At 58.0% G+C, this 24,984-nt stretch carries 25 protein-coding genes; 14 read left to right on the top strand and 11 right to left on the bottom strand.

The window, feature by feature from the left end:
* Positions 1 to 4: 4 nt before the first annotated feature.
* Positions 5 to 1,474 carry a response regulator gene (locus EHO51_RS19775; RefSeq protein ID WP_124740553.1) on the bottom strand — a complete coding sequence of 490 codons (1,470 nt, stop codon included), beginning with the start codon at positions 1,472 to 1,474 and terminating at the stop codon, positions 5 to 7.
* The gene (locus EHO51_RS19770; protein WP_124740552.1) at positions 1,461 to 6,923 is read right to left on the bottom strand and encodes a HAMP domain-containing protein; all 5,463 of its coding nucleotides are present in this window, start codon (positions 6,921 to 6,923) and stop codon (positions 1,461 to 1,463) included. Before EHO51_RS19770 ends, EHO51_RS19775 begins: the two co-directional genes overlap by 14 nt.
* Positions 6,924 to 8,617: 1,694 nt before the next feature.
* Between EHO51_RS19770 and smbP the strand changes: the two genes are divergently transcribed.
* The 5 genes from smbP to EHO51_RS19745 all read left to right on the top strand — a co-directional run bounded on the left by smbP (position 8,618) and on the right by EHO51_RS19745 (position 12,221).
* On the top strand, positions 8,618 to 8,956 hold the full coding sequence (smbP, locus tag EHO51_RS19765) for a small metal-binding protein SmbP (protein ID WP_124740551.1): 339 nt from the start codon (positions 8,618 to 8,620) through the stop codon (positions 8,954 to 8,956).
* Between the two features lie 766 nt (positions 8,957 to 9,722).
* Positions 9,723 to 10,439, top strand: coding sequence for an RNA polymerase sigma factor (locus tag EHO51_RS19760; protein ID WP_245435137.1), 717 nt, complete (start codon positions 9,723 to 9,725; stop codon positions 10,437 to 10,439).
* Between the two features lie 2 nt (positions 10,440 to 10,441).
* Positions 10,442 to 10,687: a hypothetical protein gene (locus tag EHO51_RS19755; protein WP_018409358.1), complete on the top strand. Its 246-nt coding sequence runs from the start codon at positions 10,442 to 10,444 to the stop codon at positions 10,685 to 10,687.
* Positions 10,688 to 10,903: 216 nt separating this feature from the next.
* Positions 10,904 to 11,269 (top strand): group I truncated hemoglobin, encoded by a 366-nt coding sequence (locus tag EHO51_RS19750; protein WP_124740550.1) that lies wholly within the window; start codon positions 10,904 to 10,906, stop codon positions 11,267 to 11,269.
* A gap of 4 nt (positions 11,270 to 11,273) precedes the next feature.
* The gene (locus EHO51_RS19745) at positions 11,274 to 12,221 is read left to right on the top strand and encodes an FAD-binding oxidoreductase (protein ID WP_124740549.1); all 948 of its coding nucleotides are present in this window, start codon (positions 11,274 to 11,276) and stop codon (positions 12,219 to 12,221) included.
* Positions 12,222 to 12,489: 268 nt separating this feature from the next.
* Here the strand turns inward: EHO51_RS19745 and EHO51_RS19740 are convergent, their stop codons facing one another.
* The 3 genes from EHO51_RS19740 to EHO51_RS19730 form a co-directional block, all read right to left on the bottom strand.
* On the bottom strand, positions 12,490 to 12,876 hold the full coding sequence (locus EHO51_RS19740) for a hypothetical protein (protein WP_124740548.1): 387 nt from the start codon (positions 12,874 to 12,876) through the stop codon (positions 12,490 to 12,492).
* Positions 12,877 to 13,100: 224 nt separating this feature from the next.
* Positions 13,101 to 13,442 (bottom strand): hypothetical protein, encoded by a 342-nt coding sequence (locus EHO51_RS20665; RefSeq protein ID WP_164479498.1) that lies wholly within the window; start codon positions 13,440 to 13,442, stop codon positions 13,101 to 13,103.
* Between the two features lie 527 nt (positions 13,443 to 13,969).
* On the bottom strand, positions 13,970 to 15,061 hold the full coding sequence (locus EHO51_RS19730) for an acyltransferase family protein (protein ID WP_164479497.1): 1,092 nt from the start codon (positions 15,059 to 15,061) through the stop codon (positions 13,970 to 13,972).
* Between the two features lie 316 nt (positions 15,062 to 15,377).
* Between EHO51_RS19730 and EHO51_RS19725 the strand changes: the two genes are divergently transcribed.
* The gene (locus EHO51_RS19725; RefSeq protein ID WP_124740545.1) at positions 15,378 to 15,728 is read left to right on the top strand and encodes a single-stranded DNA-binding protein; all 351 of its coding nucleotides are present in this window, start codon (positions 15,378 to 15,380) and stop codon (positions 15,726 to 15,728) included.
* 36 nt (positions 15,729 to 15,764) lie between these two features.
* Here the strand turns inward: EHO51_RS19725 and EHO51_RS20660 are convergent, their stop codons facing one another.
* Positions 15,765 to 15,926 (bottom strand): hypothetical protein, encoded by a 162-nt coding sequence (locus EHO51_RS20660; RefSeq protein WP_154454021.1) that lies wholly within the window; start codon positions 15,924 to 15,926, stop codon positions 15,765 to 15,767.
* Between the two features lie 597 nt (positions 15,927 to 16,523).
* On the opposite strand from EHO51_RS20660, the gene EHO51_RS19720 reads away from it, so the two are divergent.
* Positions 16,524 to 16,796 (top strand): DNA -binding domain-containing protein, encoded by a 273-nt coding sequence (locus tag EHO51_RS19720; protein ID WP_124740544.1) that lies wholly within the window; start codon positions 16,524 to 16,526, stop codon positions 16,794 to 16,796.
* A gap of 24 nt (positions 16,797 to 16,820) precedes the next feature.
* On the opposite strand, the gene EHO51_RS19715 is transcribed toward EHO51_RS19720, so the two are convergent.
* Positions 16,821 to 17,075: a hypothetical protein gene (locus EHO51_RS19715; protein ID WP_124740543.1), complete on the bottom strand. Its 255-nt coding sequence runs from the start codon at positions 17,073 to 17,075 to the stop codon at positions 16,821 to 16,823.
* 649 nt (positions 17,076 to 17,724) lie between these two features.
* Between EHO51_RS19715 and EHO51_RS19710 the strand changes: the two genes are divergently transcribed.
* On the top strand, positions 17,725 to 18,102 hold the full coding sequence (locus EHO51_RS19710; RefSeq protein ID WP_124740542.1) for a single-stranded DNA-binding protein: 378 nt from the start codon (positions 17,725 to 17,727) through the stop codon (positions 18,100 to 18,102).
* A 227-nt stretch (positions 18,103 to 18,329) separates the two neighbouring features.
* Here EHO51_RS19710 and EHO51_RS19705 read toward each other — a convergent pair whose 3' ends face one another.
* Positions 18,330 to 18,923 carry a hypothetical protein gene (locus tag EHO51_RS19705; RefSeq protein ID WP_124740541.1) on the bottom strand — a complete coding sequence of 198 codons (594 nt, stop codon included), beginning with the start codon at positions 18,921 to 18,923 and terminating at the stop codon, positions 18,330 to 18,332.
* A gap of 80 nt (positions 18,924 to 19,003) precedes the next feature.
* Here EHO51_RS19705 and EHO51_RS19700 point away from each other — a divergent pair, with 80 nt between their 5' ends.
* The 6 genes from EHO51_RS19700 to EHO51_RS19680 all read left to right on the top strand — a co-directional run bounded on the left by EHO51_RS19700 (position 19,004) and on the right by EHO51_RS19680 (position 22,993).
* Positions 19,004 to 19,258 carry a hypothetical protein gene (locus EHO51_RS19700; protein ID WP_348629953.1) on the top strand — a complete coding sequence of 85 codons (255 nt, stop codon included), beginning with the start codon at positions 19,004 to 19,006 and terminating at the stop codon, positions 19,256 to 19,258.
* Complete coding sequence (locus tag EHO51_RS19695) at positions 19,251 to 20,396, top strand: DNA cytosine methyltransferase (protein ID WP_124740540.1); 1,146 nt, start codon at positions 19,251 to 19,253, stop codon at positions 20,394 to 20,396. Before EHO51_RS19700 ends, EHO51_RS19695 begins: the two co-directional genes overlap by 8 nt.
* Complete coding sequence (locus tag EHO51_RS19690) at positions 20,393 to 21,250, top strand: hypothetical protein (protein ID WP_124740539.1); 858 nt, start codon at positions 20,393 to 20,395, stop codon at positions 21,248 to 21,250. The genes EHO51_RS19695 and EHO51_RS19690 overlap by 4 nt, the downstream gene beginning before the upstream one ends.
* Positions 21,243 to 21,977 carry a GIY-YIG nuclease family protein gene (locus EHO51_RS19685; RefSeq protein ID WP_124740538.1) on the top strand — a complete coding sequence of 245 codons (735 nt, stop codon included), beginning with the start codon at positions 21,243 to 21,245 and terminating at the stop codon, positions 21,975 to 21,977. The genes EHO51_RS19690 and EHO51_RS19685 overlap by 8 nt, the downstream gene beginning before the upstream one ends.
* A 138-nt stretch (positions 21,978 to 22,115) precedes the next feature.
* Positions 22,116 to 22,271: a hypothetical protein gene (locus EHO51_RS20655; RefSeq protein ID WP_164479496.1), complete on the top strand. Its 156-nt coding sequence runs from the start codon at positions 22,116 to 22,118 to the stop codon at positions 22,269 to 22,271.
* A complete protein-coding gene (locus tag EHO51_RS19680; RefSeq protein WP_245435135.1) occupies positions 22,262 to 22,993 on the top strand; it encodes a phospholipase D-like domain-containing protein in 732 nt (243 codons plus the stop codon). The genes EHO51_RS20655 and EHO51_RS19680 overlap by 10 nt, the downstream gene beginning before the upstream one ends.
* 85 nt (positions 22,994 to 23,078) lie before the next feature.
* Here the strand turns inward: EHO51_RS19680 and EHO51_RS19675 are convergent, their stop codons facing one another.
* From EHO51_RS19675 to EHO51_RS19665, 3 genes are read right to left on the bottom strand one after another with little or no spacing between them, the layout of a single operon-like run.
* Positions 23,079 to 23,495 carry a hypothetical protein gene (locus EHO51_RS19675; protein ID WP_124740537.1) on the bottom strand — a complete coding sequence of 139 codons (417 nt, stop codon included), beginning with the start codon at positions 23,493 to 23,495 and terminating at the stop codon, positions 23,079 to 23,081.
* A 4-nt stretch (positions 23,496 to 23,499) separates the two neighbouring features.
* On the bottom strand, positions 23,500 to 24,186 hold the full coding sequence (locus tag EHO51_RS19670) for a P-loop NTPase (protein ID WP_124740536.1): 687 nt from the start codon (positions 24,184 to 24,186) through the stop codon (positions 23,500 to 23,502).
* 11 nt (positions 24,187 to 24,197) lie between these two features.
* A complete protein-coding gene (locus EHO51_RS19665; RefSeq protein ID WP_124740535.1) occupies positions 24,198 to 24,596 on the bottom strand; it encodes a hypothetical protein in 399 nt (132 codons plus the stop codon).
* Positions 24,597 to 24,984 lie beyond the last annotated feature (388 nt).

The following is a 24,984-nucleotide window of genomic DNA, read 5'->3' as shown; positions in this document are numbered from 1 at the left end:
GATATTACTCCACGAATAGTTCCGCCAACGCCGCGGCAAGTTCGTCTGGCTCTATCGGCTTTGTTAGCACCGGCACATCGCCGAACTCCTGAGCGATCGCGGCGGCATGATAACCTGTGACGAAGATGATCGGCTTGCCGCGATTTCTTAATTCATCCGCTAGCTCATACACGAGTTCGCCGTCGAGATTTACATCGAGCACCGCCGCGTCGAGATATTCGGATAGCGCCTTCCGAGCTTCCTCCACTCGCCCAAAAGGACCAATCACCTTGGCGCCGAGATCCTCGATGACGTGACATGTCATCATGGCGACCATGGCTTCATCTTCCACCACGAGAATGCTGCGCCCGCGGACATGTGGGGCGTCACCTTGACGGCGGCGCTTATCTTCAGACGCGCCCCTGCTAGGCCCGGACACCAGAAAGTGCTCGCTCGGAATTCGGATCAAACATACCAAACCACTCGCCTTCCACTCGCGCTCGATCTGACCTTGCAGTTGTCCCGTGATACTCGTTTCGATGACCTTGGAGCCGAATCCCGCGCGAGATGGGGGGACGACATCCGCGTTCCCTTCTTCGCGCCACTTGAGTTCCAAGCGCTCGTCGCTCAACTGCCAACTGACGGACAGGGAGCCTTCAGAATCTTTCAGAGCGCCATATTTCGCTGCATTCGTCGCCAACTCGTGCAGCACAAGCGCTAGGCTCTGCGCTATCGATGGCGCGATCGAAACCGCCTCCCCTGCAATCTTGATGCTGCTTTGAGCGTATGGAGCGAGTTCTTCCTTCACGAGATTAAGTAAATTGGCGCCACTCCAGCGGCTCTCTGAAAGCAGGTTGTGCGCCGTGGCCATGGCGTGGATACGGCCTCTTACTGCACTAGCAAAATAGAGACCGTCGTCGGCTGGCGTTAACGCTACTATCGATTGAATTACCGCGAGAGCATTACGTGCCCGATGATCTACTTCGTGAGCTAGCAACTCTTGACGTGCGATCGCCGTTTCCAGCTCCGCTGTCCGTTCGGCCACTCGCTGTTCAAGTTCGCTGTTCATGCGAGCCAACGCTTGTGTCTTGATGTGGAGATCAACGAAAACCCGAACCTTTGCACGCAATATGTTTGGAACTACGGGTACCGAAACATAGTCCACCGCGCCTAGCTCGTAGCCTCTCAGGCTGTCCATTTCCGTTACGTTTATTGCAGATACGAATATGATAGCAGTATCGGTGAAGCGCGGATGATCCCTGATCATTTGCGCAAGCTCGAAACCATCAAGATCCGGCATGCAGACGTCAACCAAGATGACGGCGACCTGATTTTCCAGCAATAATTTAAATGCTTCAGTCGCCGAATTCGCCTTCAACAAATTGTGACCTAGCTCATTCAGGATTATTTCATAGCTCAATAGCTTCGCCGGTTGATCATCGACGAGGAGGATATTGACTTTGCCTTCATCAGCGAAACTATCAGCTTCCGTCATTGGCGAACCATAATCGCAGCGTAGACAAGAGCTGCTCAGTGTTTACGGGTTTGGCGAGATAATCGGACGCGCCGGCTTCAAGGCACCTCTCGCGATCTTCGTTCATGGCCTTTGCGGTTAGCGCAATAATCGGAAGACGCTCGAAACGCGGATTCTCGCGCACTGCCTTGATTGTCTGATAGCCGTCCATTCCGGGCATCATGATATCCATAAGCACGAGCGAGATCGAGCTTTGTTTCTCAAGCAGGTCGAGGGCGTCGCCGCCATTGGCAGCTGTAAGTACATTAATCCCTCGACGTTCGAGCAAACTCGACAGGGCGAAAAGGTTCCGAGCATCGTCGTCAACCAGCAAAATCGTCCGGCCGGACATGTCTTCATCGGAACTATGGAGTCGCTCCAACATAATTTGTTTTTCGGGCGGCAAGTCGCCGATCACCCGATGCAAGAAAAGCGCGGTTTCATCGAGCAGACGCTCGGGCGACTCAACATCCTTCACCACTATGCTTTGCGCCATCGTATGAAGGCGCGCATCTTCTTCAGCCGATAGCTTCTTGCCCGTGAAGATCACGCACGGAACGGTCGCGCTTGCGTTCTCGGCATTTAATTGCTGAAGGACGTCAAAACCGGACATGTCCGGAAGGCCTAAATCCAGCACGACGCAATCCCAGTTTTGGCTGCTTAAGGCGTGCAAGGCTTCTTGACCCGATTGGGCCACGACGATCTCCACATCGTCGTATTCAAGAAGGGCGCGAATCGCTGATTGTTCGACCACGCTGTCCTCGATCAAGAGAAGCCTTCGCTGGCGTGGCTTTGAGAAATCGACAATACGTTCGATAGCCGAACTTAGCTCGCTTGCTGTAACAGACTTCGAAATAAAACTATAGGCCCCGCGCGCCAGCCCTTGCTTACGGTCATGATCTATCGTCAGCATCTGCACCGGAATGTGGCGCAATGAAGGATCCTGTTTGAGTCGTGAGAGCACTGTCCAACCGGACAGATCGGGCAGATAAACATCGAGCGAGATCGCCGTTGGCTTGAAGGAACGGGCCAAAGCTACTGCCTCAGAACCAGTGGCAGCCATAATGACTTTGAGACCCTTGTCCCGCGCTAGGTCGGCGAGGATGCGTCGGTAATCCGGGTCGTCCTCTATGATCAGCAAGACGCCGTCGTCTTCGGTGATATTTTCGCGATCATCCTTTTGTGGTGCAATGCTGAAACTGCTGCCAAACGGCGCTTGTGGCATTTGCATCAAGGGCTGTGGATCGACTGATCGCGACGCGCCCGCACCAGCATAGGCAATCGGCAAACAAAGCGTGAATGTTGAGCCTTCTCCCGGGGTTGACCGCAGGTGAATTTCACCCCCCAAAAGAGTGGCAAGCTCCCGGCTAATGGCAAGACCAAGCCCAGTGCCGCCAAATCGACGACTCGTTGAAGCGTCAGCCTGTTGGAACGCCTCGAAGATGATGGGCTGCTTTTCTTGAGGTATGCCGATTCCGGTATCGCGGACGCTGAAGGCGACGACAAGATGCGCTTGCGAGAGCGAAGGGTGTTGCGCGCTCCAGCCTTTCGTCGCGGCTCGCACATCGAACCAAACAGCGCCCGCCGGAGTAAACTTGAATGCGTTCGACAAAAGGTTTTTTAATATTTGCTGAAGCCGCTTGGAATCGGTCACGATGCTGCGGCCAACGTTGGCGTTGACGTTTACCTGGAATGATAAGCCGCGATTCTCAGCCTCGTGCCGGAAGGGTCGCGCTACCCGCTCGATAAGACTCTTGAAGTCTAGCTCCTCCGCTTCGACCGTGACCGTGCCAGATTCGATTTTTGATAGATCTAGAATGTCGGAAATCAGGTTCAACAGGTCAGTGCCTGCGCCATGAATCGTTCGTGCGAATTCTACCTGCCTCTCGGTCAGATTTCCCTGGGGGTTCTCACCGAGCTGTTGGCCAAGAATAAGAATCGAATTCAGTGGCGTGCGGAGCTCATGGCTCATATTCGCCAGAAATTCAGATTTATATCTGGAGGTGAGCGCCAACTCGGCGGCTTTTTCCTCGAGGGCGCGGCGCGCTTGCTCCAGCTCTTCATTCTTTCGCTCGACCTCAACGTTTCGCTCGGCTACCTGTTGAGCCTTCAGCTCAAGCTGCTCATTGGTTTTTTGTAGTTCACTCTGCTGGGCCTGAAGCTCGGCGGCGAGTTGCTGCGACTGCCCCAAGAGCGCTTCCGTCTGCATCGTCGCTTCAATCGAGTTGAGAACTATGCCTATCGACGCGGTGAGTTGTTCCAGGAACATTGTCTGCAGCTCACTAAAGTTGCCGACAGTTGCGAGTTCAATCACCGCTTTGACCTGTCCTTCGAACAACACCGGGAGCACGACGATATTACGGGGCGCCGAACTGAACAACGCCGACCGTATGGGGGCCACATCGGCGGGTAGGTCATTGATCAGGATTCGTCGCTTGTCAGTCGCGCACTGGCCCACGAGTCCTTCTCCGATACTAAGGCGGAGCTGGTGGCTCCTCTCTCGGTCATCGGCGTAGGCGGAGAGGAGACTAAGAATTGGCGGACCGTCGCCGCAGTGCATTTGATAGATGACGCCCTGCTGCGCGCCGACGAGTGGCGCGAGCTCGGAAAGCAATAAGCGACCCACCAAGCTCAGATCACGCTGTCCTTGTAGCATGGCGGTAAACTTGGCAAGATTGGTTTTTAGCCAATCTTGTTCGGTATTGCGATCCGTGGTGAGCCTGAGATTGTCGATCATCGTATTGATATTATCTTTGAGCTCCGCGACCTCTCCACGCGCATCGACTTGGATGAGTCGTGTAAGGTCGCCTTTCGTCACCGCAGTCGCGACGTCAGCGATTGATCTCACCTGTGTCGTGAGATTCGCTGCAAGAAGATTCACATTCCCCGTCAGGTCCTTCCATGTGCCGGCTGCTCCCGGCACATTTGCCTGGCCACCAAGCCGGCCCTCAACGCCGACCTCACGCGCCACTGTCGTCACCTGAACGGCGAAGGTCGCGAGAGTTCGCGTCATACTATTGATGGTGTCCGCCAGCGCAGCTACTTCGCCTTTGGATTTTACGGTAAGACTTTGACTGAGATCCCCTTCGGCGACCGCCGTCACGACTTTGACGATTCCGCGCACCTGCTCGGTCAGGTTTGCGGCCATTACGTTCACCGTGTCCGTTAGGTCCTTCCATGTGCCTGCTACGCCCGGCACCTGAGCCTGACCGCCGAGCTTGCCCTCCGTGCCGACCTCGCGCGCCACGCGCGTTACTTCTGACGCGAAGGCGTTCAACTGGTCGACCATCGTGTTGATGGTTTCCTTGAGCTGCAGAATCTCGCCTTTCACATCAACGGTGATTTTCCGGCTCAGGTCTCCGCGAGCGACCGCAGTCGTCACCTCCGCGATATTACGGACCTGCGTGGTCAGGTTGGCGGCTAGTAGGTTTACATTTTCGGTCAGGTCCTTCCACGTGCCGCCAACACCGGGCACGACAGCCTGGCCGCCGAGACGTCCGTCCGTGCCGACCTCGCGCGCGACGCGCGTGACCTCGCCCGCAAAGGCGTTTAACTGATCCACCATCGTGTTCAGCGTCTCCTTGAGCAAAAGGATTTCGCCGCGCACGTCGACCGTGATTTTTTTCGAAAGATCGCCATCGGCAATCGCGGTCGCCACCTCGGCGATGTTTCGTACCTGAGCCGTCAAATTGCCGGCCATAAAGTTCACATTGTCCGTGAGATCCTTCCATGTCCCCGCGACGCCCGGCACCTGAGCCTGTCCGCCGAGCTTGCCCTCCGTGCCGACCTCGCGCGCGACGCGTGTCACTTCAGACGCAAAAGCGTTCAACTGGTCGACCATCGTGTTGATGGTTTCCTTGAGCTGCAGAATCTCGCCTTTTACGTCGACGGTGATCTTTCGGCTCAAATCTCCGCGCGCAACCGCGGTAGTCACTTCAGCAATATTTCGAACTTGCGCGGTAAGATTTCCGGCCATCGAATTGACCGAGTCCGTCAGATCTTTCCATGTGCCGGCTACTCCCATCACTTGCGCCTGGCCTCCTAAACGACCCTCCGTCCCGACTTCGCGCGCCACACGCGTCACTTCAGAGGCGAAGGCGTTCAATTGGTCGACCATCGTGTTAATTGTTTCTTTGAGCTCCAGAATTTCTCCGGACACGTTTACGGTGATCTTCTTCGAAAGATTTCCGTTAGCGATAGCAGTCGACACTTCGGCGATGTTTCGAACCTGCGCCGTCAAATTGCCAGCCATAAAATTGACGCTGTCAGTGAGATCCTTCCAAGTGCCGCCGACCCCGGCGACGACCGCTTGACCGCCAAGCTTTCCTTCGGTGCCGACTTCTCGCGCAACTCTTGTGACTTCGGAAGCGAACGAGTTCAGCTGGTCGACCATGGTATTGATGGTCTGCTTGAGCTCGAGGATTTCTCCTTTCACATCCACGGTGATTTTTCGCGATAGGTCGCCTCGGGCGACCGCGGTCGTCACTTGGGCGATGTTGCGCACCTGATCCGTCAGATTGCCGCACATTGCATTCACCGAATCGGTGAGGTCTTTCCAAGTACCGGCGACACCCGGCACGATCGCCTGGCCCCCCAGTTTGCCATCGCTGCCAACTTCGCGCGCCACGCGCGTGACTTCTGAGGCAAATGAGCGAAGTTGATCCACCATTGTGTTGATGGCTTCTTTGAGCTGCAGGATCTCGCCGCGCACATCGACCGTGATCTTCTTGGAAAGATCGCCGTTAGCCACGGCGATCGTCACCTCTGCGATATTTCTCACCTGGCTAGTGAGGTTGTCGGCCATAAAATTCACAGATTCTGTCAGCTCTTTCCATACGCCCGTTACCTCGCGAACCTGCGCCTGGCCGCCGAGTTTTCCTTCGGTTCCGACCTCGCGCGCGACCCGTGTCACTTCTGAAGTGAATTCGCGAAGCTGGCGGATCATGGTGTTGACGATCTTCGCGGAACGCAGGAATTCGCCCATCAGGGGGCGTCCCTCAAGCTCCAGTTGCACTGATTGCAGAAGGTCCCCCTGCGCCACGGCGCCTATGACGCGAGTCATTTCGTTGGTCGGCCAAAGGAGATCGTCGATCAGGGCGTTAACGGACGACTCCATTCCTCCCCATGCCCCGGCGTGATTTGCGAATTTTACTCGCTGGCGCGTCTTCCCCTCACGCCCCACGGCTTGGCGGACCCGTTCAAGTTCGACCGCCATCCTGCAGTTGGTGGCGCTTACCTCATTGAGGCTATCGGCAATTTTTCCGATCACTCCATCCCAGTGGCCCGGTAACCGAGTGGCAAAGTCGCCCTCCTTTAAGGCTTGCAATGCCTGAAGGAGTTCCTGGAGTTGATCGTCTGAGACACGGTTTTGACTGTCCCGTTCGCGCCCCAACACGCCGCGCGTCCGGACAGCCGCGGGTTTCGTTGCCATTGAGCTCCTCCTCCCAAGGATGACGATGTCTCTTCATTCCAGATTGAGCAACGACTGTTTCTATACGAAAAATTCGGAATCTACTGGATTAGATTTCAGCTAGGCTAAGCTTAGGGTGAGGACATAATAGCAGGCCCTAGAAAACACCCTGAGCTGGAAGCTTTCGACGCGTCTCACGCCCCTTAATTGCTGGAACGATCTGGGCGCTAGCAGAGGCCCAACCCATGTGGCCTTCTTCTGGATGCCTTTGAGCCGCGTCGGCCTCGTCCGGTTCCGACTTCTCCGTCTTTGCGGAAGCCAGAATTAAGAAGTCGTCGAGCGTCGACGCTACCTTGCTCTTACGCGCCAGCGGAAAATTGCAGGCGGCAAAGGCTTTGGCCGCAACTGCGGCCTGAGACAAAACGCCATAGGAGCCAGGACGAAACACGATCCCATCTGACCATCAACAACGTAATGGATCGACGAACCCCTCTGGTGGCTAAGCCCCGGGCCAAGACGATGATTGCAAAAAATTTCATTCGGCGACCGAGGGATCTGAGACCGCTTTGGCTTCTGACGCTATGCCGTGCACTTGAAAGACGCTCTTCGCCTGAGCGCGCCCCGCCATCGGGTGCCCCCGCCGCCCCGCGCGACGCACGATACCCACAACTCGCCATGCGCCTCCGGGGGGAGTTCCTCGTAGGGGCTCCGCCGATCAGATCGGCGAGACAGCGTTCGATATACTCTCAAATTGCAAGTCGGTCATCATGCGTCAGAGCAGCCAGCCTGATCTTAACCACGCGCGCCGGATAGTCTCACGCAACGATTCTATTCCTCGTATTAGCTTCTCAGCTTTGGTCATCGTTGGGTCCTTGCGGGTGCCTGGCCTGCCACGCTTGCCTAGAGGCGCTTCTGCCCTATTTGGTCGGCGTCGCTTGGCGTGTTCAGTATCGAGCGGCTCCTGTAAGTCCTCTTGCCCGCGGCTTCACGGTCGCGGGCTTTTTTCAACTCCGCTCGTCGCGGGTCAACTCGGTTCCAGACTCGGTTATGATAGCGCTCTATTTTTTCGTGTTTTATTGAAACAATGCGACTGCCACACGATTCCTCTTCCTTAAAGCGGAAAACGTTGCGCGCCGTTGCATCCACGGTCGGGTCTTCGCGGCGACGCCGCAGGAGCGCGTCAGATTTCGTGGATTTTCCAAAACGGAAAGCAACCCTCGAGGGGGCCGGAGGGCTTTTTCAGAAAGTTCTGAATAAGGCCGGCCAGGCTTCCACGCAGCCCGCATCTCCTAATAGGTGCTTGATCTTCCGCGTGCCCCCGAAGTTTCCCTCTGCGAAAGCAGCCGCTCGATCTCATGCACGATTTGATCAATCCGATGCAATTCTATGAGATCTACCTGGCCGCTATCTCTGGGCCCTTTCTGCGGCGCGGGTAGCCTGCGCTCCAATATGTGAACGGCGCTCGTTCCACGGCTCTTAGGTAGCGTCGCGGTTTCGGGAAGACTGACAAAATTCGGATAGGCTCAGCATAAGGTATCGATACGGCCTTCCGGCTTGCCCGATCGGTCCCGCGGGCCATCCATTCGTCACCTGCGGCAGGCACCCCGCCAAAGCGCGGCCAGGACGGCGAGATGGAGCCCTTACCCAATCTCGAATTCATGCGCCAGTCATCAATAGTATGATTCCCTTCCGGAATGTTCACGGAGACACTTCCAATGAAACGCAGAATTTTCGCACTCGCGCTGGGTCTTGGTTTCTCGGCATTCTTCGCGCCCCGCCTCGCGCTCGCCGAAGATCATTTGACCGAGGCGATCAGCTACACCGAGGAAGCGATCGACCATGGTAAACGAGGTCACGCGGATGTGTTGGTGACGCACGCCGAAGCCGCGCTCAAGCATGCTGAAGCTGCCGAAAAGGCGATGAACAATCCGCACATTAAGGAAGGAATAATGCAGTTGAAGGCATCGATTGTGGAAGGCAAGAAAGAGAACGCCACCACCGCAATCGGACACGCCATAGAGGCGTTGACCCATTTGGAAGCGGCGCAGAAATAAGGAGCAAGACTCCCCGCCGGTTCATCCACGGTCGCGCCGTTCTCCAGCTGCTCCGCACGAAAAAGCCAGGTCGCCGCCGCCCCCGCTTGCCGGTGTCCGCCAATCTCACCGGCACGCCCTGATACCGGGCATGATCGCCGTGCTTCCGGTAAGACCCTTATAACAGGATTCCATTCGTGCAACCAGCGAGGGCGTGACCGCCGCCACGCCCCGATAATGAGAAAAAAATTTGAGCACGCGGAAAAAACCGAGAAAAAAACTGTTCAACCGAACCGCCTTTGCAGAGAGGCTGCAGTAGGCAGCGATCGACGCCGAGGGAATTCCAGCGCGAGAACTGTTGAGGCAAATCGGCGTGCTTGCTCGTTCCTTGGATCAGTGCCGGCCAATTGGGGCTGCTTCAAGCGCTTAGCAACTAACTGCCGGCCGGAGGTTTGAAACTTCGCGCCGGCAGTCGAACTCTGCAAGCTCACTTGGTCTTCAGCCATTCGTCGGGTTGGCGCCGGCCGCGTCCCGAGCCAAATATAACGCGCGCCCCGGGTCGGTCGGGGGGAGGCCTCCCGATCTGATCGTGAGTTCAGACGGGCTCATCCGCTCGGCGTGCGGGACCGCGTCAACCGCTGGGCGATTTTTCTCGAGCGCCGATCCAAATCTCTTCCGACCGGAGAGGGCTCTCCAAGCGTCGGAGGACCTATGGATAGCGTCGCTTCGATGTTGATGCTAACCTTTGCGCGCAAGCCGTTTTCCTGTCTGTCATCCGTACTGCGAAATGAGACAACGATCAAACGCCGAGTGGTTATTGGCCCTACGGGCAGGCGATCAGAATCAGGCTGTCGCGCTGGCTGAGCTGCGTGAGCTCGTGCTTGGTGCGATCATCAAATTTCTCTCGCGAAATGAAACGCCTGGAGGTTGGTCGCTCGGCCACGATTTGCATCAAACGGCGGAGGACTGCGCCCAGGAGGCCATTATCCTCATTCAGTCGAAGCTCGATCAATTTCGTGGCGAGAGCAAATTTACGACATGGGCCTATTCGATCGCGGTTCGCGTCACTCTTGGGGAGCTTCGACGACGACGCTGGCGGAAGGCGGTCGTGAATAGCGCGCGTCTTGGCGAAGATATGCCGGTCTGGCCGACCGATGCTCCAGAACCCGAGCGTAGTCTGGAACGGCGACAAGCGTGGGCTTTGTTGGTCCGCCTTATCGAGAACTCTTTGACGCCACTCCAGCGAAAAGCGCTTGTCGCTCACGCTTTTCAGTGCATGCCGCTTGATCTTGTCGCCGAGTGGCTCGGCGGCAATCGCAATAGCATATACAAGCTTATTCATGATGCACGAAAACGCCTCAAGGCCGCGCTACTTTCCGAAGGCGTTACGCATCAGGATATCATAGCTACGTTCGACTCGCCCCAGCGCAAAACTTATCTCAGCGATGATGGTAAGATTTTCCCGTCTCAGAGCGTCTCAAATGCGGTTGAGTCCGGAAGCTAGGAATGAAACAAAAGGAATTTGCCCGCCTGCTTGATACGATCTTCGCCGCCAAAAGCGGGGAAGAGATGTCGTGTACGGATTATTTCGATAGTCTACCGCGCTACGCCGAGTTGGAAGCCTCCGGCTTGGACGCCGCCGCCACCCTCCCCGAGGTTCGTCACCACATGCATCAATGTCCCGAATGCGAAGAGGTGTATCTCGGATTGCTGGCGCTTGTGCGCGCCGAAAAGGCGGCCGATCGCGGGTGAGCCGGCGCGCTCGTCCCGGGGCTTATCGATCGAGTCAGCGGCGACATTACGAATTTCGTCACGCTTTTCTTATATGATTGAATTTCCTGCGGGAGGCATTCTCCGAGCGAAAAAATCTCGCCGGTCGAGGTAAGATTCTCCGCGCCGCGGCGTCTAAGTGACGTCCGAGCCGAAAAAGTTGGCTCGCTAAGGTCGGCAACAGGGAGAACGCAAGGCATGTCAAATCTCTACGAGCGCCTCGGGGGCGAGAACGCCGTTAATGCCGCAGTTGAGCTTTTTTATCGCAAGGTTCTCGCGGACGGTCGCATCGCGCAGTTTTTTGACGGCGTCGACATCGATCAGCAAATCGCCAAACAGAAATCATTCCTGACCATGGCGTTTGGGGGTCCAAATAATTACACGGGAGCCGACATGCGCAATGCGCACAAGCGTCTCGTTGCGAAGGGTCTCAATGATTCGCATGTCGATGCGGTAATCGAAAATCTGAACTACACGCTCCGTGACCTTGGCGTGCCAGAAAAAGAGGTTAAGGAAGTCGCGGCGATTGCAAATTCCGTTCGTGATGACGTACTGAACCGTTGATCCGATGCTGAAGTTCGAGGATCGTTCGGTCGAACTCAGGCTAGGTGAAACTGTGCTTGAAGCGCTGGAGCGCGCCGGCATCGACGCGCCTTCGTCGTGCCGGTCCGGCAATTGTCAGACTTGTCTGCATCGCGCGGTCGAAGGCGTCCCTCCGCCAGAGTCGCAAGTTGGCTTGACAGAGGGTCAGAAGGCGCTCGGCTTTTTTCTGCCCTGTGTCTGTTTGCCGACGTCGCCGCTGACGATTACGCGGCCGGAGGACGTCGGAGCGCGTCGGGATGCAGTCATTCGAGCGATTGACCCGCTCGCGCCGGATGTGATCCGACTGCGTGTCGATGCAGATGATTTTGCGTATCGGCCAGGGCAGTTCCTCGAACTTGTCGCGGATGGCGATTTAAGACGTCATTACTCGCTCGCGAGCCATCCCGAGGACGATCCATTTCTCGAGATGCATATCCGACTGTATGAAAATGGCCGAATGAGCCGACGGCTGGGAGAATTCAAGCCGGGCGACCGCTTGCATGTCGCGGGTCCGTCCGGGACATGCTTTTACGAAGGCGTCCACGAGGAGCAGCGCCTGCTGCTGATCGGCGCCGGGACGGGTCTTGCGCCACTCTATGGCGTGTTGCGAGACGCTCTGAAGCGGGGCCATCTCGGTCCAATTCGTCTTTACCACGGCGCACGCAGCCGTGATGGCCTCTATCTTGATGAAGAGCTGAAAGCGCTGAGCCGGACGCGGGCGCATGTCGACTACCGACCATGCCTGCTTGATCCAAATGCTCCGGCCGGAGGAGACGTTGCGGCGACAGCCCTGCACGCAGAGCAAAACGTCAAGGACAGCGCAATTTTTCTGTGTGGCGGCGAAAATCTGGTGAAACGGCTGAAGCGTGATTTCTTCATGCGCGGAGCCAGCATGAAAGACATCCGATCGGATGCGTTCACGCCGCAGGGCTAACGTTTGGCGGATCGGTATGGGGCGAGGCAACAGCTTCAGGATTGACGTATCCGTGACGCCACGCCGCGCGCAGGTTAGCAAGAGTGTATATTCGATCCGTGCCGCCATCGGCCTAGGCGGGCGTCTTCGTGTGTGGACGGACGCGGATTCGAAGGCGCATCGAAGAGGAAGGCGCCGCGACCTGTAGGGGCGCAGAATTTCGGGAACCCCTAGGGGATGCAAGAATGACTCTAGCCCACCGCATCGCAGGCAGCGCGAGAGCCGTGGGTCAAGGGAGTTCGCCGTTTTCTTCGGCACTGCCTCCAACGTAGCTCCCATTAGGTTTCGCGACGCTGACACCAGGGATATAGCCCAACTGCTCATCCAAGGCGGCGAGGGTCCGGAAGGCCGAATCTAGCTCCGCGGTCGCTTCGCTCAAGGCGATGCGGATTTCAGTCAGCCTGCAAATGGCGGCCTGGTCGGCAGCGACGATTTCGGGTCTCACGCGCACAGCCACTTCCTTGGCCTTCGCGATTTCCAAGCGATTGAGCCTTGTAAAAACGTCCTGGCGCGCCGCCGCCGCCTCCTGTTCCAGCGCCTCGGCCCTGGCATATGCTTCGCGATAGCGCTGCAGCGTCCCGACGGCTTTTTTCTCAAGATCCGCCTTCTCGCTCATGCTCTCGTCCCAGGCCATTGGTTCGATGATTTAGACGGAGTTCGGCTGAAGAAACTTTTAACGGCTTCGAGCCGCGCATCTAGTTAAGTCGAATATCCCAACTGGGATAATTCCAAAACCGCATTATCGGATTAGCTCGCTCTCGTCGAGCCCCGTCCACATCGATGTCCAAGACGCTTCGATCGCCTCGCCAGCGCTCGCTGAGATCGTAGCGAAGACGCCGATTATGCCCCGAGCAATTCTCGGGGCTCGGGCCGTCCATCCGGACCAACGATAACTTCAAAATGTTCGGCGCAGATCTCACTTTGTGTGTCGTAAATCTCTGCGACATAGATGATCATCGGCGCTGGCCAGTCCACGCGCGTCGGCCGCTCGGTGAGCGTGAATATCGCGTCATCGACTTCGAAAAGTTCTGAGCTGTTGCATGGGTCCATGACGTCTTCGACGCCCTCAAGATAAGAACTGGCGAGCGATCTTGACCAGTGATATCGGAGGATTAGCGAATGCGATACTTCGTGGTGGAGGTGATCGATTTCATCGACAACGCACCCACGGATTGCCGCCATGGCGCTCGGATCAAGCGTGTAAGCGATATGTTGGAGCGTTTGCGGGTCCTTTTGGCGCGCTCCTTTGGCGGCCTTCCGCGAAACTCGGAAAATTCGTGGGAAGTACAGGCGCAACGACGGACACCAGACGCGTCCATGGTCAGTCCTTCTCTTTCGCAAACTCACATTGTGCCGCATCAAACCAAATGTCCGGTCGTCTCGTGCTCTGAGCGCGTGATCGGTATGCTACAGGAAGCGCTGCAAGCGTTGCGAATTGTTAAGGCGATAATTCGGCAATTGTTCGATGCCAGGCCCCTAAGGCGGCGCGCCTGCGGCTACGTGTTCGAAGCTGTGGAACAAATCTGCGGTCGAACGCGATTGTCGACATGCGTGGACGCCCGTCGTGCTGATGAGCGACATGCGGCTCAAATTGAAATTCTGGGAGTACGCTTCACCGGCAACGCATTCCGTCGAGATTTGTTGAGCCGTGGCGATCGCATTGCAGCGGTACTTTCGCAAGCGCCGTTGCCGCAGAAGAGCGTTCGCCCTCACATGGCGCTCGACCGAATTTTTGCGCGGCTGCTTCTCATTGGCGCTTCTTTAAGAGCGATGCGCGCGCTCCAGGCTCGGCCGAGCTGCGCCGCCGGCTGTACGATCGCGAACTCGACCACGATCGTCGCGGCGGCGATCGCGGCCAGAGCGCCAAAGACAGCAGGCGTTACACCGATCTTGGCGGCAAATGATTCCGCCGCGACGCCGATCAGCGGCAGGTGGACGAGATAGACCGAAAACGACACCCGGCCGGCCCTACGAACGGCATTGCCGACAGGGCCCGCGATGGGCGGGCCTTTAAGGCGTCCCAGAACAACGCCGGCGCTGATCAGCGCGACCAGCGCCCACGCCAACCCCGAGAAGGGGCCAATTGCAATTCGCGCCATCATGGACGCGACCAGACTCCACCATGCAGCCACTCCAGCGGTCACCGGCGGCGCCTTCACCAGCCAGGTGGCGCGCCGCCGCACCTCGCTGGCGAGCGCCGCGCCAAGCAAAAGCGCTTCCGGGCGCAGCGCCCAGAGCAGGGAGCCGTGCGGGTGGGGAATAAGCGCGAGAAGCAGAATGGCTGTGATAACCACGTAGAGCGGCGCGCGCGCTCGCGCTAGCAGAAGCGCTGGCGCCAGGAAATAGAATTGTGCTTCGCTCGCCAGCGACCAGAAGTGAGATGTCGCGAGCGCGTCGCCGCAGCGGGCGTCGATCTCACATCGCGCCCAATGGACGTTGGCAACGAACGCCGACGCCGCCCAAAAGTCGTTGGCGCTCGACGCTGGGGGTTCAAGATCGGCCAGCGCGATCACTGCGAGGATCGTCCACGCCGGAAGCGCGACCCGGGTCACCCGGCGCGCATAGAAGGCCCCGACAACTCGCGTGAAAGTGTTGGCCGATTCTGCCAGATCGGCGAGATTCTGGAAGATCAGGAAACCTGAAATCACAAAGAACAGATCGACGCCGACGCTGAGATCAGGAAGGTTGAGCCAAAATGCGACGATCGATTGCGAGCCGAAGGCGAGCGCGAAATGCGACAGCATCACAGCGCCGATCGCCAAAGCCCGCAATTCATCGAGCGTATCAATCCGTTCCTTCAAACGGCCGTGTCCCTTCTCAGCTTGATCGTGCCGCGTTTGGGCCGAGCCCTGATCGACCGAGCATCCTCGCATCGGCGCCGGCGGCGCCTTTCCTCTTGACCGACCTTGCGGCGGCGTCGAGGCAAAGGGTTCGTGTTTGACTTCCCGCAGGCTGAGCGCACGAAGCCTGCCGCTGCGCGCGGCTTTATGTTAATGCCAAAATCCCTGTTCGAGACAATCACATTATCGCCATGCTTCTAATAAAATGCTAACCGGCGCGCGGCATTTCCGTCGTGGAAATCGGACGATGATCAGTTCGCATGATTGGAGAGACGCAATGAGAACAACCAATCTTTTCATCCTACGAGGCTATGTTGGGCAAGAGCCCAAGGGGTTCGATGATGGCAAAATCGCCAAGATCAGCGTGGCGACGAACCGGAGTTGGACCGACAAGAAATCGCGCGAGCGCATTGAGAAGACCGACTGGGTTACGGTCACCGTCTTGAATGAGCGCGACTCGGCTTTCGTGTTGAAGAATGTCAGGAAGGGCGCGCCGATCTACGCCGAATGTCGCGTTGCTGAAACATCCTATGAGAAGGACGGCAAGACGATTTACGGCGTGGACGTCGTCGCCAACGTTTTCGACCTCTTAAGCCGGACTGATGGGGGTGAAGAAAACGCCGCGTAATCAGCTGCGGCCGACACGTCGGGCATCCAGGCGACCTCAAAACGGGAAGGCTTGGAGATTGCGTTGCGCGCCATGAACCATTCCGTTGAGGACGGTCGCACAGCGGCTGCAAAGCACCAGACCTTCGAGAAGAGTATCGAACAAGGCGTCGTTGATATCTTTCGCCAAACGCTTGCTGTTCAGGTGAAAAGCCGGCATTGATCGTTGTTTAATTTTCGTAATTCACGTGCGACGAGATACGCCTGCATGATTGTGTGCGCGAATTCAAGCACTATCCGTGTTGGCTCGGCTACGGCGCCGATCACAGCGCCCGCCTGTCGGGCTCGCACTGGCCTCGTGTCGGCGCGCGGCGCGCCGTCGCTATGCTCACTCGGACCAGAGGTCGCAATTTTCCGAAAGGCGGGCCGGGTAATAGCCCTTTGGCGTCTCTACGCTCGCATCGGGGACTATGGCCATTCATGCGCTCGCGTAGATTTCCGGCCGGGACGAGACCAACACCCATTCCGCTTTTCGCTCCCTGTCACGTGAACCTCCCCTCGCGACCACCAAGTCGGTCGCGCTATCCATCCTGGCGCTCTGTCGCGGTTCGATTACTGTACGCGACAGGAGCCGCGTGTCGTTCGCACAGCTTGCCCCGATCGCTCGCCAGCCGCTGCATAGCGTCGCGACGCGTGGCTGCGCTTGTCGCTCCGCGCACCCTGAATGCCGCCACATATCGGCGCTATCGGCTACCTTGCGGCTGTAGCCTTACGATGAGCGATCAAAGCATAGGCTGCGCTTTAACGGAGGCCAACCGTGATCCCCAATCAGTCCAACACGGTCGCAGAGGTAGCGCCGACGACGCTCGAGCTGACCGACTACGATCTCTCGCATATGATCGTATATCTCCGCCTGCTCGATGCGGCGCGCGATGGCGCCGGCTGGGAGGAGGCGAGCCGGATCGTCCTCAACATTGATCCCGACGTCGACCGTGAACGTGCGCGGCGCGTCTATCACAGCCATTATGCCCGCGCACGATGGATGACGCAGCAGGGCTATAAGGAGCTGCTGAAAATGCCGAATTCGTGACGACAATTGGGATGCGCCCCGGGGCTAACGCTTCACCCGCTTTTTCGCAGGCTCGGCGCGCGGCGCATCCCAGTAGAAGCTTCGGCCGCCGAGCGCTCCCGTGAAGCGTTCGCCATCGCCGTAAAGTGTAAAAACAACAGTCGTGTTGGGCACCACCAGTTCGAGGCGACGTTGCTCCCGATCATAGCGTATGACGCGCGCCGTCATCGTTTCACCTTCTCTATCGGCGTCCGCTAAAACAATCTCGTTCATCGCAACACCATGCATAAGATCGACCAATATTTGGATAGCCGCCTGCCCCCGCGTCGCGGACAAAGCGCAACGTCGCCCATTCTTCGATTGCGCGCAACAGGCGCATCCCGCGGCGACATGGCTTCGTCTCTTACTCGCTTCCTTACGCTTCGGATGTGCACGCGCCCAAGCCGCGTCGACTGTTTGCGCGGCGTAGGGGCCGTCACTCAATAGGCGCCGGGCTTCTCATAATCAGCCCATTTGAACGACGCGTCATGGCATTATTGATACGGCCACGCGGGATCGATCATGGCCAAGCCAATTCTCGGCATTGCGCGATGGTGTGAGAACGAAGAGGCCCGAGGCTCGGCGGACAATTCGACTGACCTGATTGTGTGTCGAACTTTGCACAGATCTCTCTTGCCATGTCGGGCCTTCGCCCGTTGCTCTTTACTGGCTTGTCTAGCGCCGGCGGAGCCACGTCGGCGCCTGCGCCGAAGAATTTTCCCCTTGCCGCTATGCGGCAATTCCTCGCGCATGGGCGCTGCGCGCCCTTTCAAAATTCTCCGTCGCGGCCGGCGCGCAGCGCTTTGCTTGCCCGCTGCAGCCTTACGGCCTTGCGGCTCTGTGGTCTCCTTACCCCGGCGCTTTCAGACCGCCATCGCATCGGGCCGAGGCCCAACGATAGGAGAGAGAAATGTCGCAGCTCAACACGCACATTCAGGTCGGTCGGGTCGGTCAGCTCAAGGAAGTCGGCGCCAATCTCGTTATCACCGTCTGCTCGAACAACCCCTATAAGAACGGCAATGGCGAGTGGATCGACAATCCCGAGTGGATCGAACATACGATCTTTGCCCGGCAGGACTCGCGCATCAAATGGGCGCGCGAAAAACTCGAATCCGGCGACCTGGTTCAAGTGACGTCGCGCCCGAAGCAGACCGAATGGAAAGCGGCTAATGGCGAGCGCCGGTTCGGCTACACTTTCGCGGTAGAGGATATTCAGCACCTTGCCGACAAGCCGGCGAAGAAGACGGAAGCGCCCGCCGCGAAGCCGCAGGGCAAGAAGTCCCGCTGAAACGCGATCGAGGGGCCGCGCGCGGCCCCTCGATCACATGCAGACTAATTTACAACTTCAGATTGCTCGTCGGGGCGATCAGCAGACGGCGCCCAAGCCTGGCGCGCATTGATCGGCGCGGCGATCTGCTCGCCGCAAGAGACTCTGTCGGCATCAGCTTGGCGCGGCGTGTCGCCACCTTGATCACGAAAAAGGCTAACGCGCCGCTGATCGCTCAAATACATTCATCATCGGGCCTCTTCTTCGCCAGCCGCGCTTCTTTGCCAGGCAGTTTGCGCGAAACGGACGAGATCCATTTCTCCTTGGCCATAAATTTGCGCGAGTCCGCTTTCATCGCAGAGCAGCCCAATGTCGGCGGCCTCGGCGCAACGCATGATTTCAGGCGCCAACTCCTTTGGAAGAAAAAAGGCAACGTAAGGATAGCGCGCTGAGTGGCATCCGCCAAAAGCGCCTGCGTTGCAGCTGGACACAGGGACTGAGCCGTAGGCCGAAATCGCGATTGTCGCGGAGGCGACCCCGACATCCAGCCCCCAGAGTGCGGGTTCGTCGTCGAATGCGGTCGCGCGCTCCTCTTCGAAGGCCGACATTTCCGCTTCGACGTCATCCGCCATCTTCAGGCGGTCAATCACTTTCGTCTCGATATCGAGGGCTGTGCTAACGACGCCCCAGCCGCAGCCCCGCAGATCGCAGTAGGAGCGATTGCCTGCGAGCGCGCCCTCCTCTTCCGCTTGATCGAGCTCCTCGGGCGATATGTCGGCCAAGTCCGCGACATTGAGGTGGCGATGGATCTTTACGGGGAACGAGCGCGGAGCCCAACGCATGGAGGTCACCTGGAAACGAGAAAATTTAAAGTGAGATGGGCTCGATATGCTATCTCGTCGGTTCGGAACATATATAGAACATGCTGGACATGGCGCCAAAAAGGCGCCAGCTTCGCTGCATGCTCGATTCTTCAAAAAATCAGGCGATTCGTCCGCTGGATCGCATCAATCTTCGGTTGTCACCCGAGACCTTCGAGGCGATCGATCAAGCGCGGAGCGCGCGTCCCGGCAATGTCTCCAGAAACACCTGGATTGCCGAGGCCATCAAGGAAAAGCTCGAACGGGACGATGCTCTGGTCGACGACCAAGCCATTGAGCGGAAGCGTCATGCCTAATTTTTATGAGTTTTTTGCCGGTGGCGGGATGGCCCGGGCAGGGCTTGGGTCCGATTGGACATGTCTGTTCGCGAATGATTTCGATCACAAAAAAGGTCTCGCCTATCAAGCCAACTGGGGTACGGGCGCAGAACTCAAGGTCGGCGATGTTCGCCAGGTCACCGTGGATGAGCTGTCAGGATACGCCGACCTGATTTGGGGGTCGTTTCCCTGCCAGGATTTATCATTGGCCGGAGGCGGAGCCGGGTTGAAGGGAGAGCGCTCTGGAACCTTCTATCCGTTCTGGGATGTCATCACGGGGCTGATCGACGACAATCGCGCGCCGAAGATTATCGCGATCGAGAATGTTTGCGGCACGCTGACCTCCCACGGCGGACGAGATTTCGAAGCGATCTGCAAGACCTTTGGCGAAGCCGGATATCGATACGGCGCCTTGATCATCAACGCCTCTCTGTTCGTGCCGCAATCCCGGCCACGATTGTTTGTGATCGGCGTAAGAGACGATGTGACGATAGACCCGTCGCTCCTGTCGCCGGAGCCAATCGAGCCATTTCATACGCTGGGATTGCGCAGAGCCGTTGACAGCGTTTCCTCCCGCGCCCGGAAGAACATGCTGTGGTGGAATTTACCGACGCCGCCGCGTCGCAAGAATTCTTTCGCCGATATCATCGAAGAAAATCCTTTGAGCGTCGACTGGCATACCGCCGCTGAAACCAAGCAAATTTTGGCGATGATGTCGCCTGTCAACAAGGCGAAGGTTGAAGCCGCCAAGCGTTCGGGGCGTCGGATGGTGGGCGGGGTCTATAAGCGCACCCGCCTCGACGAAAATGGCGTCAAGGTCCAACGGGCGGAAATTCGGTTTGACGATATCTTGGGATGTCTGCGGACGCCCGCAGGCGGTTCAAGCCGCCAGACGATCGTCGTCGTCGATGGAAACAAGATTCGTTCGCGCCTGATTTCGTCGCGGGAGACCGCCCGATTAATGGGACTTGATGACGCGTATAAGCTGCCAAAAAATTACAACGAGGCTTACCATTTGACGGGCGACGGCGTCGCTGTCGATGTCGTTCGGCATTTAGCGCGCTATCTGCTTGAACCGCTTCTCGACGTGTGCGCTCCGGCGGAGAAGGCCGCGTGAGCGTTATTCCTTGCGAGCAGGACCCAAGCGTGCGCCAGCAGATCGCAGAATTTGCTGAAGTGCTCAAGACCCAAGCGCATAAACTCGGCGACCACGGGCTTGCGGAAAAAGACTTCTACGCCTCGCCGATTTTCCGCGGCGCTATTCAACAGGTGCGCGGAGAGTTTGCCGCAGCGATGCGAGGTAAGCGGGAGTTCGTCCAGCATGTTCTCAATCACATGGAGGACCGAGGCTTCATCGCGGGCTGGGACCGCGCCAAGCGCGGCGTGTTGCATGACTATGTTGTGACGCTACCAAGCAGACGAACGGCAATCATCGACCTGAAAGGCTGTTTGGATGGCGACAACTCGAAAATTTTCGAGCGCCCGGAAGGCGCAGATGAATTTATCATTTGGAGCCTGTGCACCAATGTCGGCGCCGACCCGCGGCGCAACGCCTGGTCCGGGGTTCATACGCGCATAAGCGCTCAGATCATCGCGCGCAATCAGCGCGTCGATGGCCTCGTCATCTGGGATATGGTGTGTGGAACGATCGGACGCGCCTGTCCGAAGCTGTTGGGTGAGAGCGATGCCAGAACGACAGTGATCGGTCCTTTCTGTGCGCCGCCGCCGTGCATCTATCTTTTCCCGTCTTCCATACCCTCTGCTGAGGCGCCGAAAGTCGGCGCGCAATCACTGCTGACCGTCGAACTCCTCGCTGCATTCCATTCCTGCTTTGGAGGTCGCGATAACGAGATTAATCATGTCAGCTTCGAAATCGCCTCGCTCGGCGATGAGACGATGCGGCGCACGACGATCGAACGAGGAGGCGTGGTGGAGCATTCCTCCGACATGACGGCGATCCGACATGCCTAATCCGAACGAGCCCGCTCCTCGTCGCGATCCCGATTTCATAAACTTTCCACCGTTCGAGACTGAGGATCTGCGAGCCAATCTGGCGAGGTTTCTGGATACATCGTTCGAAGAGGCCGTGGGGCAGACTCGCCGTGTCGGGAATTACAAATGGGGCGTCTACGCCTTCTTCGATTATGACGGCGAACCGATCTATGTTGGGCAGACGAATGAGATGCTACGCACGCGCATTCGTCGTCACCTGACCAATCAACGCACTGATGCTGTTGCCATGTCAGTGCTTGACCCGTTCGAAGTGCTCGAAATCGAGGTCTGGCCGCTGCCACAATATCAGGAGACAAGTGGCAAGGATGCTGACGCGCGCAAGCACCTGGATGCTTTGGAGCGATTGATCACGCAGCGCGCGGTTGATCGGTCAGAGTTCAAAGCGATCCTGAACGAGAAGGATCCACCGCCTGGGTCGCTCGTCGTCGAAGCGCCCCGATCTTTGCGCGCGAGAATCGTTTCCGATCGCGTTTACGAGCTCCGATCACATCCCGATTTTCGGATCGCTCGAAGAGCGCTCATTATTTCGCGGCTTGCTCAGGTGATCTCCGAGCGAAAGGTCCAGGGTGGATTACGACGCGTATTGCTGACACAGGCCTTGCGTCTTCAGTGGTTGGCGTCGCGTCGCTATGACGCGCTGGGTGGCGCTGCGTCGGTTGAGCAAGAAGGCGATGAAGATGGTTGACCGCGTGCAGCGAAAATATTTTGGATTTCGGTGACAAATTGGAGCCGTCGTCCTGACTTGCCGCTCCCACAACACGCCTGCCATTGTGACTTCGTCGTGTGGAGGCGGGTCGGGATCTGCTCGTCAAAGGATACGTCAATGGATTGGCGAGGACAACAAAACCGAGAAGACGACGAGGAAGCGCGCTGGCGGCAGCTTCCATTCCGCGAGCGCTATAACTGGCGGGTTGTATTCACATCGATCGGCTCGGCCATCGTCGTCCTCATTTTTATCATCTGGAGCCAGTGGCAGTGATCCACCGGCGCTGGTTTCGGATCGTTGTTGGCGCTTCCCTCCTCTGCGGCATCGGCTTCTTGCCCGTGCGCGCCGGCGATGTGGAAATCCACTACGCGCCTGATGAAAACCTTGAGCGCATCGACGTCGACCTGATCCGCTTGGCGCGCGCGAAGATCGACATGGCGGTCTACTCGCTCACGGACTGGGCCGTCGTCGACGCGTTGATCGAGGCGCGCCGGCGCGGGGTCGCCCTCCGCATCGTCCTAGACCCAGGCCAGCAGCACGCGCTCGACCGGCTTCGCTCCATTGCCGACGATGTCCGGATGAAACCGGCGGGCGCATACATGCACCTGAAGTCCTATGCCGTCGATGGGCGCCTTCTTCGGTCGGGATCGGCCAACCTGTCGGCCTCCGGGCTCAGGCAGCAGGATAATGATCTCGTCGTTCTACACGACCCGTCTGCGGCGAAGTCCTTCGAGGCGCGCTTCCAGCAGCTATGGAATGTTTCCCGGCCGCTTCCCAACTCTGCCGCTTACGCCGAGCCGGCGTCAAAGGACGCGCCGACGCCGTCCAAGGACTGCGCCATCAAGGGCAACGTCAACCGCAAGGGCAAGAAAATCTTCCACGTACCCGGCAGTCGCGACTACGCCCGCGTCACCATCACGGGCGCCGAAGAACGTATGTTCTGCTCCGTGGCGGAAGCGACAGCGGCAGGCTGGAGGCCGGCGGCGGGAAAATAGCGACGGTGTACGGACTGGCCTCGGTCATCATCCCTGTCGAGTTCGCATCCCTGCAACCCGTTGTCGATGACAGCCGGGGCGCCTCTTACGGCGCCAGCGCGCGCCCAATCGCGATTCCGGTGACGACGAGGGCCGCGCCAACCGCCATCCCATAGGCGAGCCACTGCGTCGCCTGCCGTCGCGCCACGTCTCGCGCGACGTCTTGCGCCGCGAGCGCGACGGCGCGGGCGAGGTCGGCCTTGGCCTGTTCGACCCCGGCGCGCATTTGCGCGTCCGCCGTCTCGCGCGTGCGCGTCATGATGGCCGCCGCCTCGGTGGCAATCGCCTTCGGGAACTGGCGATAGAGGCTGTCGTAATATTGAAGCGCGAAGATGACGAGCCACAGCGCGTCATTGTCGCGAAGCCCGAGAACTTCCTTCACACGACGAAGCTGTCGGCGTTCTGTTTCCGTCGCCGTCCGGCCGATCAGCTTTTCAAAGCCGGTCGCGTCGTGGGCTTCCATGCCATCAGCCATTCGGCACGACCGCCGAAAAGACGCCATCGACCTGCGCGAGCCAACGTTTCAATTCGGCGCGATTGCCGATCGGCATATCGGCGAGCGCCTTTCGAATGCTGAGGCGCTTGCTGTAGAGGTCATCGCTCACACGGTCCGCCATATCTGGAAAGAGGATGCTCTTGCCGCCCCTCCCCTCGATCGCTTTGCGCGTCTTCGAGCCGTTATAGAGCTCGAACTTCTCATCCGCGCCGAAGTAGCCGTTCTTGACGACGTGAACGGTCGAATTGGGGATCGCTTCGAGAAAATCCTGCAATAGCTCCAAGGAGTCCCGTTGACGATTGACGACCCACAAGGTCACCAGGCGCCGCTTCAGTTCATCGAGGGTGCCGCTCAGCGTGACGCCGTAGGCCCCTACCCCCTGGTTGTTGCGCGCCGCCGTATTGACGATAACGGTCTTGTCCGCGTTTTCGTCACAGAGATTGACGAGCCGAATCCAGCCGTCGGCATCGTCCAGATTGACACCCTCGCACGGGATCTCTTTCTCATAGTTCTGCATGACGTCAGGATTTGACGTGTCGGCATCGACCACGACAACCGCCTCGCCGCGCGCCGTGAGAAAATGGATGAGCGCCATTGTCACCATGGACTTGCCGACACCGCCCTTGCTGCCGCCGATCATGTAAATCGCCTTATCCATTCGCCGATCTCCTAGATTTCATCGCGGTCGCGACGCACGCGGAAGGACGACGCGCGCGGCACAGGTTCAGACTCGATGGTCCCGGTGGATACGGGCCTTGTAATTTCCGATGACGTAGGCACCCGCATTTTCCCATTCGCGCGGAAGGGATGGCTTCCCCGCTTAGAGCCGCGCCGGGCCTTTTGTTCGGCAAGCTGTCTCAGCACCCGAAATAGCGAGGGAGCCGAAATCATAATGCCCTGCTCTCTGAGGTAATCGAGAAGTTGAGCATTCGTCAGTCCGCGGCCTTTCGCCTTCATCAAAGGCCCATAGATCGCGCCAATTTGTTCGCGCAGCGTGAGCCGACGGTTCGGCTTCAGCGCGTTAATCCCCTCCTTCAGACGCTGCAGGTCCTCACCGGTGAGCTTCATGCGAGCCTCTAATAAAATGGCAACTATTTAGACCCACTCCCTTCCTTACGCAAGACCTTTATGACAACGATGCGAGAGCATCTTGGAGATCGAGCTAATATGCGCCTGATGCGACGGTGAGAATTTTATGCGAGTCCGCTGGGTCTCTGTGTGTGAGACGCTTTCGATGTTGATCTAAGAGCCTCGTGAGACTCTCTTGATAGTGCGCTGAGAGTGTTCCGAGACTGCTTTGAAAACCGCACAAAGCCTCGAAAAACGTTGAGAAAATGAGGGTTTTGCCGTATACAAAGCGAAGAGTGGTGATGAGTGGCAGGATAGGGATTTTGTGAAACAAAATCTGTATGTGCGCTCGCCGCGCCGGCCATGTTCGCGTCCGGCAGTTTGCCAA

Origin of the sequence: Methylocystis rosea (genome assembly GCF_003855495.1) — a bacterium.
Classification (GTDB): domain Bacteria; phylum Pseudomonadota; class Alphaproteobacteria; order Rhizobiales; family Beijerinckiaceae; genus Methylocystis; species Methylocystis rosea_A.
This window is presented reverse-complemented; position numbering and strand designations above follow the sequence as displayed.